The sequence below is a fragment of the Amycolatopsis iheyensis genome (assembly GCF_024703995.1).
Taxonomy (GTDB): Bacteria; Actinomycetota; Actinomycetes; order Mycobacteriales; family Pseudonocardiaceae; genus Amycolatopsis; species Amycolatopsis iheyensis.
This window is the reverse complement of sequence record NZ_JAMXQV010000007.1, coordinates 60594-75406: the sequence shown is the minus strand read 5'-3', so window position 1 is coordinate 75406 and position 14813 is coordinate 60594. Positions and strand designations below refer to the sequence as shown.

The window sequence follows — 14813 nt, the reverse complement described above, 5'->3', positions numbered from 1 at the left end:
GCCCGACATCGCCCGATCCGCTGAACGTTACTCTTCGCAGCGAGCTGTACGCTCTTGGCTATGGAGGGGCAGGTCGGGGAACCGGGCAGTGAACCCGCTCTGGTGGCCTGCGCGAAAGATGTCCTGGCTGGTAGCCGAGGCCTACACGACTTCGGCTCAGTATTCGCTCGGGCCACGATTTACGGCCGTCGGCCGGCGCATCCCGGAGTCGAGACAGTCGACGTCGACGGCCGCGGGCGGTGGACGTTCGTCTTCTCCACGCCGCAGCGGCTCGCGGCGCACGCCGGAGACTGCGACGTCTATGCGACCACCGGCGCCGATCTCCTCGGCCAGCTGCCGCCCGGAATCGGCGTGATGCTCGATCCTGATGACCGGCATCGATTTGCGGTCCTGGTCGGGGCCCGGCGTCGAGAGGAAGCCGGATGAGCGTGGATGGACCTGGCTTCCACGTCGACGTCGATGTTCTCGACAACGCGGCCGAAGGAATCGCCCAAAGCGTCCACGACCAGGAGACGTTCGAGTTGCGTGGCCTGTGCGGCGATGCCGGACTCTACGGTCACGCCGGTGTGCACAGTGCGCTCGCGGACTACTGCGCGCGATGGAGCGCGGGGCTGGACACCCTGGTCGAGGACGCCGGCATGATCGGTGACTGCCTGAAGCGCACCTCCGACGCCTACCGCGGAATCGACGAGGCGAGCGCGCGCAGACTGCCCGCGGACCCGGGAACCGCGGCGATCGGTGACTGATGGCCGAACTCGGAGAGACCGGCGATTCGCGCGCCCTCGTTCCCGGCGATCCGGCTGCGATCGAGGAGAACGCTCGTGTTCTCCAAGGCAGGGCTCGCGGCACTGGCCAGGCGGGTGACAGCCTCCGCCGGATCGACACGGGCTCGTGGGCCGGGCCGGCCGCGACCCGGTTCCACGACAAGTTCAGTTACGAACCCGCCAAATGGATGGCCGCTTCCGACTCGTTCGACGCGGTCGCTGAGGCATTGAACGGATACGCGCAGACGCTCCGCTGGGCGCAGGGCCAGGCGGGCGACGCCATTCTGTTGTGGAACCAAGGCCAAGCCGCGACGGCCGAGGCGAAGACCCGATACGACCGCGATGTCACCGAGGCCGAAACCCAGAACCAGCAGCACGCGGCGAACGGCGATCCCACGCGGGTGACGGTCGCGCCGTTCTCGGATCCCGGCGAAGCAGACCGGCAGGCGGCGCGCGACATGCTCAACCGTGCTCGGCAACAACTCACCGAAGCCGGTGGCCGGACCACCGAGACAGTCTCGGAGGAGGCGGGCGGCGCGCCCACCGCGTCGGACTGGCTCGACGACGTCGGCGGCTTCTTCGCCGACCTCGGCGAAGGTACTTGGAACGCGTTCAAGGGGGCCGGCGAAGGTGTGTGGAACCTCGTCTACGCCATCGGAGACCCGGGCAACCCCGACCACGAGGGCCTGACCGACATCGCTTCGGCGGCGTGGGACAACGTCACCCACCCCGTGGACTTCGGCAAGAAGCTGATCGCTTGGGACGACTGGGCCGATCACCCGGGCCGGGCCACCGGTCAGATCATCGGGGGCCTGCTCATCGGCGGCGTGGCAGGCAAGCTGCTCAAAGGCGCTCGCGCGGGGGAGAAAGCCGAACCGCCCGGGCCGAAGCTACCGCCGGTGAAGGCCGCGCTCAGGGAATACTTCGACCAGGGCGCGCCGCCGAAGGCATCCGATCTGGCGCGCTACGCCGAATCGAGGGGATGGACGAAGCAGCAGACTCCGAGCGGGCCACCGAAATACGTCGACGAGAACGGCATCATCCGAATGACCCTCAAGGAGGGCAGCGGCCGCGCCCCGGGAAGCGAGAACCCCCATGTCGAGCTGCGCAACGAGGAGGGGATCCGCATCGACCCGCAAGGCAACCCGGTCTCGAGGAAGAGCCTGGGAAACCACACGCCGATCACCTGGGACCACTGACCGATGACGAACTACACCGGCTTCCCCGACCTCGCGAACGTCTACCTCGAAGACAGTTTCGTCCTCGCCATCGACGAGACACCCACCTCGCTGTCCTTCCGGCTCGAAGCAGTACTGACCGAGGCGCACCCGCGCTACCACGAACCGCGAACGGGCGAACAGTACTGCTACGCGGACGCGGTACTGACCATCTCGGAGGCGACGAAGATCGAGTGGATCACCCGGTCGTCCCACGCTTCGCGCGACGCGACCGGCGAAGAAGACCTCGGCAACATCGACGACCTCCGCCAGAACGGCGACCACTACGAAATCTCCGGAGACTGGGGCTACGTCCGGGTCTATTCGACGATGGCGCCACGGCTCGAATTCGCTGGAAAGTGATGCTGGTGCCCCCGGCAGGATTCGAACCTGCGACACCCGCTTTAGGAGAGCGGTGCTCTATCCCCTGAGCTACGAGGGCTTGCGTACCTCGGACAGGTTACCTGACCGGTGGCAAGCTCCGCGGGCGGTCCACCGCGGGGGACACGACGGCGTGGCCCCTGCAGGGCCAGGGCGACTCCGTCGGTACCTTCGTCGGCAGCCGACAGGACGGGACCGGAGTGCGTACTTACTACGACGAGGACGACTACGAGGGCTACGCGGCAGGTCAGGACCTCCTGGTCCGCCGTTTCACCACCTGGGCCGCCACCCAAGACCGCGAAATCGACCCCTTTGCCGTGATCTCGGCGCTCGAGTTCCGGCACACCTCGATCGATGGGCGGCTTGCCTACTGGACCACCCCGCTCGTCCGGGACTTCCTGCTCACGTGCGTGCCGCGCACGATCTCGGCCACCGCTGACGAAGCCGTTCTCGTTCCCGAAACCTTCCGGCTCTTCCTGCGCTACCTGCACGAGACCGAACTGGCCGACCCGATGGGCGAGCCGCTGGCGGATCTCGAGGGGGCGGCCGTGAAGGCGGCCGCCGAGTTCCCCGGCGCGATGGCTGATGAACGCAACTTCGGTGTCGGCAAGTACTGGGTCATGACCGCCGTCCGGCACGGTGTCGACCGGGAGGACTCGGACGCGCTGAACGCCTTTCTCGCCGACGTGCGGGACGGCAAACACCCCTACGACGCCGAACTCGTCGCGGAAATCGCTGCTCGGCAGGCTCTTGAGCAGACCGTGCGGGCGCTTCCGCAGCTGCCCGTCTCCCTGCCCGCGGAGCCAGAACTCGCGGCCGCCGCGGAGCGCTCCTCACTCGTCGTCAAGCTGCGGAAGTTCGTCGAGTGGGTCGGTGACGGGCGGACGTTGACCGGCACCGGCGTCCTGAAGCTCGCCGACGCCCGCGAGCTCGTGGCGCTGCTGGACACCGGTGACGACCTCGACGTCCGCAGCAGCGCCGACCTGCCGAACCTCGCCATCCTGTTCGAACTCGCGAAGCGCGCCCGGATCGTGCGGGTCATCAAGGGCAAGCTGGTTCGCGTGGCGAAGGTGGCGCCGCTGGTGAAGGACGCTCTCGCGTTGTGGACGACGGCGTTCGACGCTCTCCCCGAGCGAGGGCTGACGACCAAGGAGAGCAGCTATGCCTTGCTGCTCGACGACTGCCTGGACTTCGTCCTGCCGGACGTGCTCAACACGGTCTACGGCATGCCGGAGCCGATCCCCGTGGTGCGGCTCGCCGAGAGCGCCTGGCTCGCCTGTGCCGAGCTGGTCGACATCGGACCGTCGATCGTGCCGATCTGGCGGGAGGGGTTCGCGGCCGAGTTCGGCGAACTGTTGACCACGCTGGCCGAGTTCGGCGCGGTCGAGCTGACCTCCGGGCCGGCCGATCCGATTTTCAGCATGGACTTGGTGCCGGAGAACCCCGAGCTCCCGCCGGACGTCCAGGACCGGCTGCGGGCCGCGCTCGACGCGCCGTCCGTCGACCTGGTTGCCCTGACGCCACTGGCGACCTACGCGGTCCGGGAACGGCTGCGGCGTGAAGGCCGGTTCGTGCCGGTCGTCGGTGAGCTTGCCGCCGCCGGTCCGGCCGGCGTGCTGGGCGTGGTCGCGGAGCACTTCAGCGAAGAGGAGGCCGCGGCGGAGATCGGCGGCTGGCTGGCCGCGCACGGTGGCCGGGAGGCGGGGCTGCCCCTGCTGCTGGACGCCGTCCGCGCGTGCCCGTTCCGCACGCGGGCGTCGGTCATGCTCGAAATCCTCACCTGCTCCCTGCCCGACGGCGACGCGGTGCTCCACGGCCTGCGCATCGACTCGGCCTTGGGTCCGATCGCGACGCAGTTGCTGGTCGAGCGTGGCGAGCTGGCCCCCGAAGGCCTCGAACCACTCGAAAGCCTGCTCTGCCTGGCCGAACAGTTCCTCGGGCTGCTCGAGTCCGCCGGGCCGGAAGCGACGGCTTCGACGCTGGCCGAGATACCGGCCGGCGAACGCGCGCACCTCGCGGAAGCGCTCCCCGCGTCGGGTCACCCGGACCGGGTCGGGCTCGCGGAGCTGGCCGAAGTGCTCGAACAGGTTCGGCCCGTCCTCGCCGCACACCCACTGGGTGGGTTGGCCCGATCCCGCGGCAACAAGGGGAAGACCAAGAAGCGCCGCCGCTGAACCAGACTCTCGTATTCACCCAGGTGAGTGGTTCTTACCCGCGCCCAACAGCTCTAGTACACCCACCCGGACGGGCCACCGCACCTGACCTGGACGGACCAGCCCGCCACCCGGTCGTGTCTGGTTTCGAACTGCTGAACAACAGTAGGTAACCTTCGTTAACGGGACGCGGGGAGCCGCCTCCTACTGGCTGTTGCGGAGGGCTTCGTTGATCAAGCTCATGTTCGCCGACGACGAGGAACTGGTGCGCTCGGGGTTGCGCGCGATGATGTCCGGGGCCCAGGACATCGAGATCGTGGGCGAGGCGAGCGACGGCAGATCCGCGGTCGAGGTCGCCCGGCGGTACCACCCGGATGTCGCCTTGCTCGACATCAAGATGAGGGCTCCCGACGACGGCATCCGGGCGCTGCGGGCCATCCTCGCCCTGCCCGACCCGCCCACCGTCGCCATGCTGACCACCTTCGACATCGACGAATACGTCAGCCTCGCGCTCAGGCTCGGCGCCAACGGCTTCCTCCTCAAGGACATCGATCCGGCGGCGCTCCTGCGCGCGGTCCGGGACCTGGCCAGGGGCGGCGCCGTCCTCGACCCCGGTGTTGCCGCGCGGATGGTTCAGTCGCACCGGGACGAACAGCGCGCCGCTCAGCCCGCGCGGAAGCTGCTCGCCTCACTGTCCGAACGCGAACGCGAGGTCGTCGCGCTCATCGGCCAGGGGCTGTCCAACGCCGAGATCGGCGGCCGGCTGCACCTCTCCGAGGCCACCGTCAAGGGGTACGTCTCCGCCGTGCTCTCCAAGATCGGCGCGGCGAACCGGGTGCAGGCCGCTCTGCTGGCCTACCGCGGTGGCCTGCTCGACCAGTAAATGCTGCTCACGGCGCTGGAGTTCCTCGGGCTCGTCGCCTTCGCGGCGTCCGGGGCGCTCGCCGCCGTGCGGGCGCGGCTCGACGTCTTCGGCGTCGTCGTCCTCGGGCTCACCACCGCGCTCGGCGGCGGTGTCATCCGGGACGTCCTGCTCGGCATCCACCCGCCGACCACGCTGCGGAACTGGCCCTACCTCGCCGTCTGCGCCGCGACCGCCCTCGTCGTCTTCGTCTTCCACCCGCAGGTCGCGCGGCTGCGGCGGGGCGTGCTGCTCGCCGACGCGCTCGGCCTCGGCGTCTTCGCCACCGCTGGCACCACCATCGCGCTCAACGCCGGCGCGACCGTCTACGCCGCGTGCCTGATCGGCATGACCACCGGGATCGGCGGCGGCGCCGTGCGCGATCTCCTGCTCCGGGAAATCCCGCTCGTCCTGCGGAAGGAGATCTACGCCGTGGCCGCGCTGGCCGGGTCGGTGCTCGTCGCCGTCGGTCACGCTCTGCGACTGCCGGCCGGGCCCGTCACCGTGGTCGCCGCCGCGGGCGTGGTCTCCATCAGGATGGTCGCGCTCTGGCGGCACTGGAACGCGCCGCTCCCGAGAGCGCCGGAGTGACCGAATCTCTTTGTGTGTTCTGTGTGTGTTCTTAGGCGGGTCTCAGCACGCTGAGTAAAACTGTCGCCATGCGCATCCTTGTGGTGGACGACGACCGCGCCGTCCGTGAGTCGCTTCGGCGGTCCCTGGAGTTCAACGGCTACCAGGTCGAGCTGGCGAGCGACGGTGCGCAGGCGCTGGAAGCGATCATCGCCGACCGGCCGGACGCCATGGTCCTCGACGTCATGATGCCGCGCCTCGACGGCCTGGAGGTGGCCCGCCGCCTCCGCAGCACCGGCGACGACCTGCCGATCCTCGTGCTCACCGCCCGCGACACGGTCTCCGACCGGGTGTCCGGGCTGGACGCCGGCGCCGACGACTACCTGCCGAAGCCGTTCGCGCTCGAGGAACTGCTCGCCCGGCTGCGGGCGCTGCTGCGCCGCGCCGTCCCGGAGGGACCGAACGGCCAGGCCTCGGAGGTCCTGTCCTTCGCGGACCTGACGCTCGACCCGGGCACGCGCGAGGTCCGCCGCGGCGGCCGCGAAATCAGCCTGACGCGGACCGAGTTCGCGCTGCTCGAACTGTTCCTTTCCTACCCGAAGCACGTCCTCACGCGGGGCCGGATCCTGGAGGAAGTATGGGGTTACGACTTCCCGACGTCGGGCAACGCGCTGGAGGTCTACGTCGGCTACTTGCGCCGCAAGACGGAAGCCGAGGGGGAGCCGAGGCTGATCCACACGGTGCGGGGAGTGGGCTACGTCCTGAGGGAAACCCCGCCGTGATCGAGCCCGGCGACCCCCGCGGCACGCGCTGGGGGACGCGCCGGTTCTCGCTGCGCGGCCGGGTGACGCTGCTCGCCGCCGCCTGTGTCGCCGGCGCCGTCGCGCTGGTGTCGCTCGGCGCGTACATGGTCGTGCGCAGCAACCTCTACCAGCAGCTCGACGACAGCCTGCTGGCCCGCGCCCAGGCCGCCGCCGACTCGCCGCAGGTGCAGACCGAGCTGCGGCAGGTCCCCGGGGCGTTCCTGGCCAGCGCGGACCTGCAGATCGGGCAGCTCAACGCCGCGCCCGACGTCGCGCACGCCGTGATGACGTACCCGCTGTCGAGCTCCGCGCCGCCGTTCGGGCAGGACGAGCTGAACGTCGCGAACGGCGACTCGGCGGAGTCCCTGCGCACGGACTTCCGCACCGACAGCCGCGTGGTCGCGCTGCCGACCGGGCACGGCGAGGCCATCGTGCTCGCCCAGTCGATGGGGCCGACCAAGCGCACGCTCAACGAGCTCGCGCTGGTGCTGTTCCTGATCGGCGGCGCCGGCATCCTGGTCGCCGCCGCGGCGGGCACCGCGGTCGCGCGGGCCGGCCTGCGCCCGGTCGACCGGCTGACCTCGGCCGCCGAGCGCGTCGCCAAGACCGGCGACCTGCGGCCGATCCCGGTCAGCGGCGACGACGAGCTCGCGCGCCTCACCACGAGCTTCAACACCATGCTCGGCACGGTCGCGGACTCGCAGGAACGCCAGCGCCAGCTGGTCGCCGACGCCGGCCACGAGCTGCGGACGCCGTTGACGTCGCTGCGCACCAACCTCGAGCTGCTGCTCGCCGCGAGCAAGCCGGGCGCGCCGCCGCTGCGAGACGAGGACCGCGTCGACATCGTCGCCGACATCAGCGGTCAGCTCGACGAGCTGACCCAGCTGATCGGTGACCTCGTCGAGCTCGCCCGCCAGGACGAGCCGCGTGAGCGCTTCGAGCGCGTCGAGCTGCTGGACGTCGTCGAGCGCGCGCTGGACCGGGCGCGCCGGCGCGCGGGCGAGATCAACTTCGACGTCTCGCTGCAGCCGTGGGTGCTCACCGGGGACAACAGCTCGATCGAGCGCGCGATCTTGAACCTGCTCGACAACGCGGTGAAGTTCTCGCCGCCGGAGTCGACGGTCTGGGTGCGGCTCTACCCGCTCGGCGACGGCACCGCCGTGGTCGAGGTCGCCGACGAGGGCCCGGGCATCGCCGAGGAGGACCTGCCGAAGGTGTTCGACCGCTTCTACCGCTCGTCGGAGGCGCGGACGCTGCCCGGCTCGGGGCTCGGCCTGGCGATCGTGAAGCACGCGGCGGAGCGGCACGGCGGGGCGGTGTACGCCGCGCGGGCGCCCGAGGGCGGCGCGCTGATGACGATCCGGCTGCCGGGGGCGCCCGGCTGAGCCGTTTCCGGGACGCGGTCCGGTCGCATCGGCCAGGATCGGCGCATGCTGCTCGTCCGACACGGCTTGGTTCAGCGCTGCCTGGTCGCGGCGGCGAGCGCGCTGCTCGCGTGTTTGGCCATGAACGCGCTCCCGGCGGACGACCTGTGCGTCGGCGCGGCGTGCATGGTCGTCGGGCTGGTCGTCGCCCCGCTCATGGTGTTCGGCGCGGCGCTGCTCGCGTACGCGCTGATGGCGCTGGGCCGGGTCCGCCCGGCCTGGCCCGTCGCGCTCGCCGGGCCGGTGACCGTCCTGGCGGTGGTCGCCACCGTCGACCCCGGGACGTTCCCGGGTTTCGTCGCCGTGGCCGCCGCTTGTTACGCGTACGCGGCGCTCGTCACCGCGGACGAGCTGCCGAACGCGTGGCGGGTTGCGCTCGGCTCCCCCGTGGTGGTGTTGTTCGCGTGGGGCGTGGTTCTGCCGATCCTGCGGTGACCTGGTCATTCGAAGTTCACCCACGCTGAGCCTGCGGATCCTGTGTTGAATCGTGTAGGATTTTGTGTGGTTGGGGCATACGGGACGGAGTTGAACGGTGCTGGCGCGTCAGCGACAGGCGGTGATCCTGGAAGAGGCACGCCGGACCGGCGCGGTCCGGGTCAGTGACCTCGTGACCAGGCTGGGCGTGTCCGACATGACCGTCCGCCGCGACCTGGACGTCCTCGCCGGGCGCGGGCTCGTCGAGAAGGTGTACGGCGGCGCCACCTCGGTCGTCGGCAAGAGCACCGACGAACCCGGCTTCGAAGCGAAGTCCGTCCGCCAGCGGGCGCAGAAGGAAGCCATCGCCGAGCTCGCCGCGACGCTCGTCCGGCCCGGCACCGCGATCGGCATCTCCGCCGGCACCACCACCTGGACGCTCGCCCGCGCGCTCGACGCGATCCCCGGGCTCACCATCGTGACCAACTCGATCCAGGTCGCCGACGTCCTCCGCGGGTCGACCCAGCCGGACCGCACCGTCGTGCTCACCGGTGGCGTGCGGACGCCGTCGGACGCGCTCGTCGGGCCGGTCGCCGTGCACAGCCTGCGGTCGCTGCACCTCGACGTCGTCTTCCTCGGCGTGCACGGCATGGCCGACGGGCCGGGCTTCACGACCCCGAACCTGACCGAGAGCGAGACCGACCGCGCGCTGGTCGAGGCCGGGCGCAAGCTGGTCGTGCTCGCCGACCACACCAAGTGGGGCACCGTCGGGATCTCCACGATCGCCGATCTGGACGAGGCCGACGTGGTCGTCACCGATGACGGGCTTTCCCACGAAGCCAAGGAAACACTTGCCGAAAGGGCAGGGGAACTCATGATCGCCGAGACGGCGGAGACGGTCGAGGCCGAAGAAGCGTGAAGCGCACCGTACGACACCTGGCCGACGGCCGGGAGATCATCTACTTCGACCAGCCCGGCGCGCCCGACCGCGTCGCCGAAGACACCCGTGACCTGCCGCCCGTTTCGGCCGCGTCGGAGATCCGGCTCGACCCGCTGACCGGCGAATGGGTCGCGATGGCCGCGCACCGGCAGACGCGGACGTACAAGCCGCCGGCGGACCTCTGCCCGCTGTGCCCGAGCAAGCCCGGCAAGCCGAGCGAGATCCCGGAAAGCGACTACGACGTCGTCGTCTTCGAGAACCGCTTTCCGTCCTTCGCCGAAGACGTCGTCGGCGAACCGTCCACTGTGGATGGATTCGGGCTGGTGCCGGTGCGGCCCGGGCGTGGCCGCTGCGAGGTCGTCTGCTTCACCAGCGACCACGACGGCGCTTTCTCGCGGCTGACGCCGAAGCAGGTGCGCGCGGTCGTCGACGCGTGGGCCGACCGCACGGCCGGACTGTCCGAAGTGCCCGGTGTGGAACAGGTTTTCCCGTTCGAGAACCGCGGCGAGGAGATCGGCGTCACGCTGTCGCACCCGCACGGGCAGATCTACGGCTACCCGTTCGTCACGCCGAAGACCGAGCGGATGCTCGACGTCGCCCGCGCCTACCAGGCCGAACACGGCCGTCCGGTGCTCGGTGACGTGCTGGCCGCGGAACGCAAGTCCGGCGCGCGCGTGGTGGCGTCCGGCGAGCACTGGACGGCGTACGTGCCGCCCGCCGCGCGCTGGCCGGTCCAGGTGCAGATCGTGCCGCACCGGCAGGTTCCGGACATCCCCGCGCTGACCGACGCCGAGCGCGACGACTTCGCCGACGTCTACCTGGACGTCCTGCGCCGCTGTGACGCGCTGTACGACCGGCCGCTGCCCTACATCGCGGCGTGGCACCAGGCGCCGGTGCGGCGGGACCGCGACCTCGGCTGGCTCCACTTGGAACTGTTTTCGGTGTTGCGCGCCAAGGACAAGCTCAAGTACCTGGCCGGGTCCGAATCGGGCATGGCGGTGTGGATCAACGACGCGACGCCGGAGCAAATCGCGGAACGGCTCCGCGCGGCGGGCTGATCCGGCCATACTCATCTCCGATGCACAGGTTCGGCTCAGGAACCTCTCAGGACCGTCCCGCAAGGTGATGACATGACCGAGAACGACCCCAGCGCGCACGACCCCGCGGCGCCGCGGCACCCCGAGACCGGCCAGCAGGCCGCGCACGGTGGGTGGCCGTCGAACCCGTACGGCGAGCAGCCCGCCGCGCCCGAGTCCGGCGGCACGCCGCAGTACTCCGAGCCGACCTACCACGCGGTGACCGGGGCCGATCCGTCGTACGCGGCGCAGCAGCAGAGCGCCAACCCCTGGTCCGCACAGGGCGCGGCGGCCGGCCAGACCCAGCCCGGTCAAAGTCAGCCCGGCCAAAGTCAGCAGAGCGTCTACCCGCCGCCGAACCCGTACGCGCAGCTCGGCACCTCCGCCTACCCGGCGCCCGCCCCGCAGCCGAAGCGCTCCGGCGGCAAGATGCTCGCCGGCGTCGCGCTGGTCGCGCTGCTGGTCGGCGGGATCGCCGGCGGCGCGGTCGGCTACCTCACCGGCGGCTCGTCCGGCGGCCCGGTCGGCAACGCGCTCGACGCGCCGAAGCCGGCCCAGCAGACCGGCAACGCGCCGGCCGGCTCGGTCGAGTCGGTCGCGCAGAAGCTGTCGCCGAGCGTGGTCGAACTGCAGGTCAGCGGGCAGCAGGGGGCCGGCGAGGGCTCCGGGTTCGTGATCAGCACCGACGGCTACATCCTGACCAACAACCACGTCGTCGAGGTCGCCGCGAACGGCGGGCAGATCCAGGCGGTGTTCCAGGACGGCCGCAAGTCGGCCGCCAAGGTCGTCGGCCGCGACCCGACGACCGACATCGCGGTGGTCAAGGTCGACGGCGTCAACAACCTCACGCCGGTCGAGATCGGCCGCTCCGACGACCTGCGGGTCGGCCAGCAGGTCGTCGCGATCGGGTCGCCGTTCGAGCTGGCCGGCACGGTCACCTCGGGCATCGTCAGCTCGCTGCACCGGCCGGTGCGCGCGGGCGGCGGCCAGGGCGGCCAGGAGACGGTGATGGACGCCGTCCAGACCGACGCGGCGATCAACCCGGGTAACTCGGGCGGGCCGCTGTCCAACATGTCCGGCCAGGTCATCGGCATCAACTCGGCCATCTACAGCCCGCAGTCGGCGTCGGGTGGCCAGGGCCAGGGCGGCTCCGAGAGCGGCAACGTCGGCATCGGGTTCGCCATCCCGATCGACCAGGCCCGCCGCACCGCGGACACGATCATCAAGACCGGCCAGGCGGTGCAGACCTACATCGGCGCGCAGGTCACCGACGCCCCGCAGGGCGGCGCCCAGCTCGGCACCATCACGGCCAACAGCCCGGCGGAGAAGGCCGGCCTCAAGGCGGGCGACGTCGTCACCAAGATCGACGACCGCACCATCGACAAGGCCGACACCCTGGTCGCGGCCATCCGCACCCGGGCCCCGGACGAGAAGGCGAAGTTCACGCTCGCCGACGGCCGCACGGTCGAGGTGACCCTCGGCGGCCAGCCCGTCCCGGCCAACTGATCCGCATCCGACGCTCGGCCGCCTCGGCGCGGCCGAGACCAACTTCGGCTCGACCCCCGTCTTCGTTTCGGGGCCGGACCCACAAAGGCCACGCGCGACCAGGCACTCGATGCCGGTCGCGCGTGGCCGCGTTTGTGCGGGGTCAGGTCGCGGACGGGTCGGTTCGCGTGCCTGGGTGGTCGGTTGGCGTGCGCGGGTGGTCGGTTCGCGTGCCTGGGTGGTCGGTTCGCCAGCCTGAAGGGCCAGCTGGCGTGCCCGGGCGGTCGGTTGGCGTGCTTGGGGGGTCGGCTGGCGTGCCTGGGTGGTCGGCCGGCGTGCCCGGGCGGTCGGTTGGTGTGCCCGGAGGGTCGGCTCGCGTGCCTGGGGGGTCGGTTGGTGTGCGGGAAGGGGCTTCAGGCGTGTCTGGAGGGGCATCACCCGTGATTGGGCGGGCATCACGTGTGATTGGCGGGGCATCACGTGTGATTCGGGGGACGACACGGGTGACCGCCAGGATGAGCCAGACCGCGGTGACGGTCAGGATGAGGCCCAGCGCGGGGTTGCCGTCGTGGAGGCCTGGCATGGGTGGGGTGCCGTATGGGCGCCAGAGCAGCGGGAACGCCAGGATCGCCAGGATGCCCGTGATCACCGTGCCGGTGATGACCGTCGTGCGCCAGCGGGGTGGGAGCAGGCGGGTGAGGGCGAAGCCGAGCAACGCCGTGAGCGGGGCGACGACTCCGTCGTTGACCAGCGGGCCGGCGATGACCCAGCCGACCGTGCCGTAGACGTCCGGGCGCAACGGCAGCGCGTACTCGGCGAACAACACCACACCCCAGGCCAGCGCCGCGAGTCCCGGGAGCGCGAGCAGCGTGCGTGCGGCTTTCACAGCGCCTCCAGTTTCGTGACCCACTTGGTCTGCAGGACCCCGGGCCGGTTCGGGGCGATGATCCGGCAGGGGAAGCCGTGGTCGAGGTCCAGTTCTTCGCCGTTCAGCTCCAGCGCGAGGAGCGTCAGCTCGTCGGCCGTGTGCTCGCCGGGCAGGACGCTGACGTTGTACAGCCCGGAACGCTCCGAAGAGGACACCCGGACCGCGGTTCCCGGCGCTGCGCCGACGTGCTTCAGCAGTGCCGGCAAGGAAATCCCGCGCCAGGTCGCCGACTGGCTCCAGCCTTCGACGCACGCGATCGGCAGCTCGGCCGTCGTCTGCGGCAGCGCGCGGAGTTCGTCTAGGGAGAGCTTCGTCGTGCCGCGCGGGGTCACCACCGAGAGCCGCCAGTCCGCCGGGCGCGTGATGCCCGCGGCCGCCGCGGTGCGGTTCACCGGGAGGCCCTGCGTGCCGTTGGCCGTCTTCCAGGAGAGCCCGGAAATCCCGCGCAGGAACGGAACGGTCGCGCCGGCGGTGGCGACGACCGCGGCGCCGGTCGCCAGCCCGGTGGTGCGCAGGAACCCGCGTCGGGACAGTCCGGCGGCCGGCGGTTCCTCGGCGCCGGCGCGGCTCAGCGCCCGGCGGATGACCGGCAGCTTCACCGCGACGTGCACCAGGATCGACCCGATCGCCAGCCACGCGACCGCGTAGTGCACCTGCGGGAAGTAGAACCCCCACGGGTAGTTCTGGGCGACGTTCAGCAGGCCGGTGGTGAGCTCGAAGAACGCCGAGCCCGAGAGCACCAGGATCGACAGCCGCTCCAGGGCGTGTGGCAGTGAGCGGACGAGCGGCCGGCCGAAGAGCTTCGGGTAGACGCTCCAGAGCTTGGCCAGCAGCAACGGAATCGACGCGATCCCGGAGATCACGTGCAGCCCCTGCGTGACGCGGTAGAGCCCGGCCGGGCGGCTGGGCCAGAAGAACCACTCCGGCGGGTGCTGGATCAGGTGGCTGATCAGGCCGGTGACGAAGCAGGTCGTGAACGTGACGGCCAGCGCGAGCCCGATCTTCGACGTCACGCGTTCGTCGTGGGCGGGCGCCTTGAAGTGTTCTTCCTTCGGGACGGGCAGTTTCACGATCGCTCCAACCGCGCGAACCAGCGGTGCTCGTGGCGGGTGGTCCAGTCGACGCGCAACCCGGCTCGCATCGCGACACCGGCGATCGCGTCGACGCCGACCCACGCCCAGGTGAACCAGGCGCCGTCGGCCCGGCCGGGCCGCAGCCGGACGCGCTCGTGCCGCAGGCCGTGCCCGGGCGGCTCGAGCTCGAGGAGGACGTCGCCGTCGTCGGCGATCAGCTGCGCGGTGCGGCGCAACAGGCCGACGGGATCGCCGCCGATGCCGATGTTGCCGTCGGCGAGGAGGGCGTGCTGCCAGCGGCCTTCACCGGGCAGCCGGTCGAAGACACTGCGGCGCAGGGCACTGCCACCTCGCCGCCGGGTCAGCCGGACGGCGGTCCTCGAGGTGTCGACGCCCAGTGCGGCGACGCCGCGGTGGGCGAGCGCGGCGGTGAGCCGCCCGGGCCCGCAGCCGAGGTCGACGGTGGGGCCGGTGCAGGCGTCGAGCAGGACGTCGTCGCCGTCGGAGGGGGCGGTCCAGCGGTGGACGGGCAGCTCGATCCGCTCGCCGTCGGCCAGTTCGAGCCAGCAGTGGTGGCCGAGCAGGCCGCGGTCGAACTCGGTGCCGGTGATCATGCGACCACCTGACGGCGGGTCGTGTGGCCGAGCCCGCCGGCGGGCGTGGTCGCCGAGCCGGGGCGGTCGT

16 protein-coding genes and 1 tRNA gene are annotated in these 14813 nt (G+C 71.0%); 13 read left to right on the top strand and 4 right to left on the bottom strand.

What is annotated here, in order from left to right; genetic code table 11:
- Positions 1–60 precede the first annotated feature (60 nt).
- Genes M8542_RS14785 through M8542_RS14770 form a run of 4 tightly spaced genes read left to right on the top strand, consistent with a single transcriptional unit; the run spans position 61 to position 2344 of the window.
- Positions 61–426, top strand: coding sequence for a hypothetical protein (locus M8542_RS14785; RefSeq protein WP_257920715.1), 366 nt, complete (start codon positions 61–63; stop codon positions 424–426).
- The gene (locus M8542_RS14780; RefSeq protein ID WP_257920714.1) at positions 423–746 is read left to right on the top strand and encodes a hypothetical protein; all 324 of its coding nucleotides are present in this window, start codon (positions 423–425) and stop codon (positions 744–746) included. The genes M8542_RS14785 and M8542_RS14780 overlap by 4 nt, the downstream gene beginning before the upstream one ends.
- Positions 746–1963: a WXG100 family type VII secretion target gene (locus tag M8542_RS14775; protein ID WP_257920713.1), complete on the top strand. Its 1218-nt coding sequence runs from the start codon at positions 746–748 to the stop codon at positions 1961–1963. Before M8542_RS14780 ends, M8542_RS14775 begins: the two co-directional genes overlap by 1 nt.
- A gap of 3 nt (positions 1964–1966) precedes the next feature.
- Positions 1967–2344, top strand: a complete 378-nt coding sequence (locus M8542_RS14770) for a hypothetical protein (protein ID WP_257920712.1) — start codon at positions 1967–1969, stop codon at positions 2342–2344.
- Positions 2345–2347: 3 nt separating this feature from the next.
- On the opposite strand, the gene M8542_RS14765 is transcribed toward M8542_RS14770, so the two are convergent.
- Positions 2348–2423: transfer RNA gene (locus M8542_RS14765), tRNA-Arg, on the bottom strand.
- Positions 2424–2562: 139 nt separating this feature from the next.
- Here M8542_RS14765 and M8542_RS14760 point away from each other — a divergent pair.
- The 9 genes from M8542_RS14760 to M8542_RS14720 all read left to right on the top strand — a co-directional run bounded on the left by M8542_RS14760 (position 2563) and on the right by M8542_RS14720 (position 12149).
- On the top strand, positions 2563–4536 hold the full coding sequence (locus tag M8542_RS14760) for a hypothetical protein (RefSeq protein WP_257920711.1): 1974 nt from the start codon (positions 2563–2565) through the stop codon (positions 4534–4536).
- A gap of 208 nt (positions 4537–4744) precedes the next feature.
- Positions 4745–5398 carry a response regulator gene (locus tag M8542_RS14755; RefSeq protein WP_003087851.1) on the top strand — a complete coding sequence of 218 codons (654 nt, stop codon included), beginning with the start codon at positions 4745–4747 and terminating at the stop codon, positions 5396–5398.
- A complete protein-coding gene (locus tag M8542_RS14750) occupies positions 5399–6007 on the top strand; it encodes a trimeric intracellular cation channel family protein (protein WP_257920710.1) in 609 nt (202 codons plus the stop codon).
- A 68-nt stretch (positions 6008–6075) separates the two neighbouring features.
- Complete coding sequence (locus M8542_RS14745; protein ID WP_257920709.1) at positions 6076–6768, top strand: response regulator transcription factor; 693 nt, start codon at positions 6076–6078, stop codon at positions 6766–6768.
- Positions 6765–8174, top strand: a complete 1410-nt coding sequence (locus tag M8542_RS14740; RefSeq protein ID WP_257920708.1) for a sensor histidine kinase — start codon at positions 6765–6767, stop codon at positions 8172–8174. The genes M8542_RS14745 and M8542_RS14740 overlap by 4 nt, the downstream gene beginning before the upstream one ends.
- A 45-nt stretch (positions 8175–8219) precedes the next feature.
- Complete coding sequence (locus M8542_RS14735) at positions 8220–8648, top strand: hypothetical protein (protein ID WP_257920707.1); 429 nt, start codon at positions 8220–8222, stop codon at positions 8646–8648.
- A 97-nt stretch (positions 8649–8745) separates the two neighbouring features.
- A complete protein-coding gene (locus M8542_RS14730; protein WP_257920706.1) occupies positions 8746–9546 on the top strand; it encodes a DeoR/GlpR family DNA-binding transcription regulator in 801 nt (266 codons plus the stop codon).
- Complete coding sequence (gene galT, locus M8542_RS14725; protein WP_257920705.1) at positions 9543–10625, top strand: galactose-1-phosphate uridylyltransferase; 1083 nt, start codon at positions 9543–9545, stop codon at positions 10623–10625. Before M8542_RS14730 ends, galT begins: the two co-directional genes overlap by 4 nt.
- Positions 10626–10697: 72 nt before the next feature.
- Positions 10698–12149: a S1C family serine protease gene (locus M8542_RS14720; RefSeq protein ID WP_257920704.1), complete on the top strand. Its 1452-nt coding sequence runs from the start codon at positions 10698–10700 to the stop codon at positions 12147–12149.
- Between the two features lie 142 nt (positions 12150–12291).
- Here M8542_RS14720 and M8542_RS14715 read toward each other — a convergent pair whose 3' ends face one another.
- The 3 genes from M8542_RS14715 to M8542_RS14705 are packed head-to-tail and all read right to left on the bottom strand — an operon-like array spanning position 12292 to position 14743.
- Positions 12292–13014, bottom strand: coding sequence for a hypothetical protein (locus M8542_RS14715; RefSeq protein WP_257920703.1), 723 nt, complete (start codon positions 13012–13014; stop codon positions 12292–12294).
- Positions 13011–14126, bottom strand: coding sequence for a molybdopterin-dependent oxidoreductase (locus M8542_RS14710; protein WP_257920702.1), 1116 nt, complete (start codon positions 14124–14126; stop codon positions 13011–13013). Before M8542_RS14710 ends, M8542_RS14715 begins: the two co-directional genes overlap by 4 nt.
- On the bottom strand, positions 14123–14743 hold the full coding sequence (locus M8542_RS14705; RefSeq protein ID WP_257920701.1) for a methyltransferase domain-containing protein: 621 nt from the start codon (positions 14741–14743) through the stop codon (positions 14123–14125). The genes M8542_RS14710 and M8542_RS14705 overlap by 4 nt, the downstream gene beginning before the upstream one ends.
- Between the last annotated feature and the right edge of the window lie 70 nt (positions 14744–14813).

Bases quoted from the DNA above. Each gene is read 5' to 3' on its own strand.
- M8542_RS14735 (WP_257920707.1), top strand. From the start codon at position 8,220: ATGCTGCTCGTCCGACACGGCTTGGTTCAGCGCTGCCTGGTCGCGGCG.
- M8542_RS14745 (WP_257920709.1), top strand. From the start codon at position 6,076: ATGCGCATCCTTGTGGTGGACGACGACCGCGCCGTCCGTGAGTCGCTT.
- M8542_RS14750 (WP_257920710.1), top strand. From the start codon at position 5,399: ATGCTGCTCACGGCGCTGGAGTTCCTCGGGCTCGTCGCCTTCGCGGCG.
- M8542_RS14770 (WP_257920712.1), top strand. From the start codon at position 1,967: ATGACGAACTACACCGGCTTCCCCGACCTCGCGAACGTCTACCTCGAA.
- M8542_RS14720 (WP_257920704.1), top strand. From the start codon at position 10,698: ATGACCGAGAACGACCCCAGCGCGCACGACCCCGCGGCGCCGCGGCAC.
- M8542_RS14780 (WP_257920714.1), top strand. From the start codon at position 423: ATGAGCGTGGATGGACCTGGCTTCCACGTCGACGTCGATGTTCTCGAC.
- M8542_RS14785 (WP_257920715.1), top strand. From the start codon at position 61: ATGGAGGGGCAGGTCGGGGAACCGGGCAGTGAACCCGCTCTGGTGGCC.
- M8542_RS14705 (WP_257920701.1), bottom strand. From the start codon at position 14,743: ATGATCACCGGCACCGAGTTCGACCGCGGCCTGCTCGGCCACCACTGC.
- M8542_RS14775 (WP_257920713.1), top strand. From the start codon at position 746: ATGGCCGAACTCGGAGAGACCGGCGATTCGCGCGCCCTCGTTCCCGGC.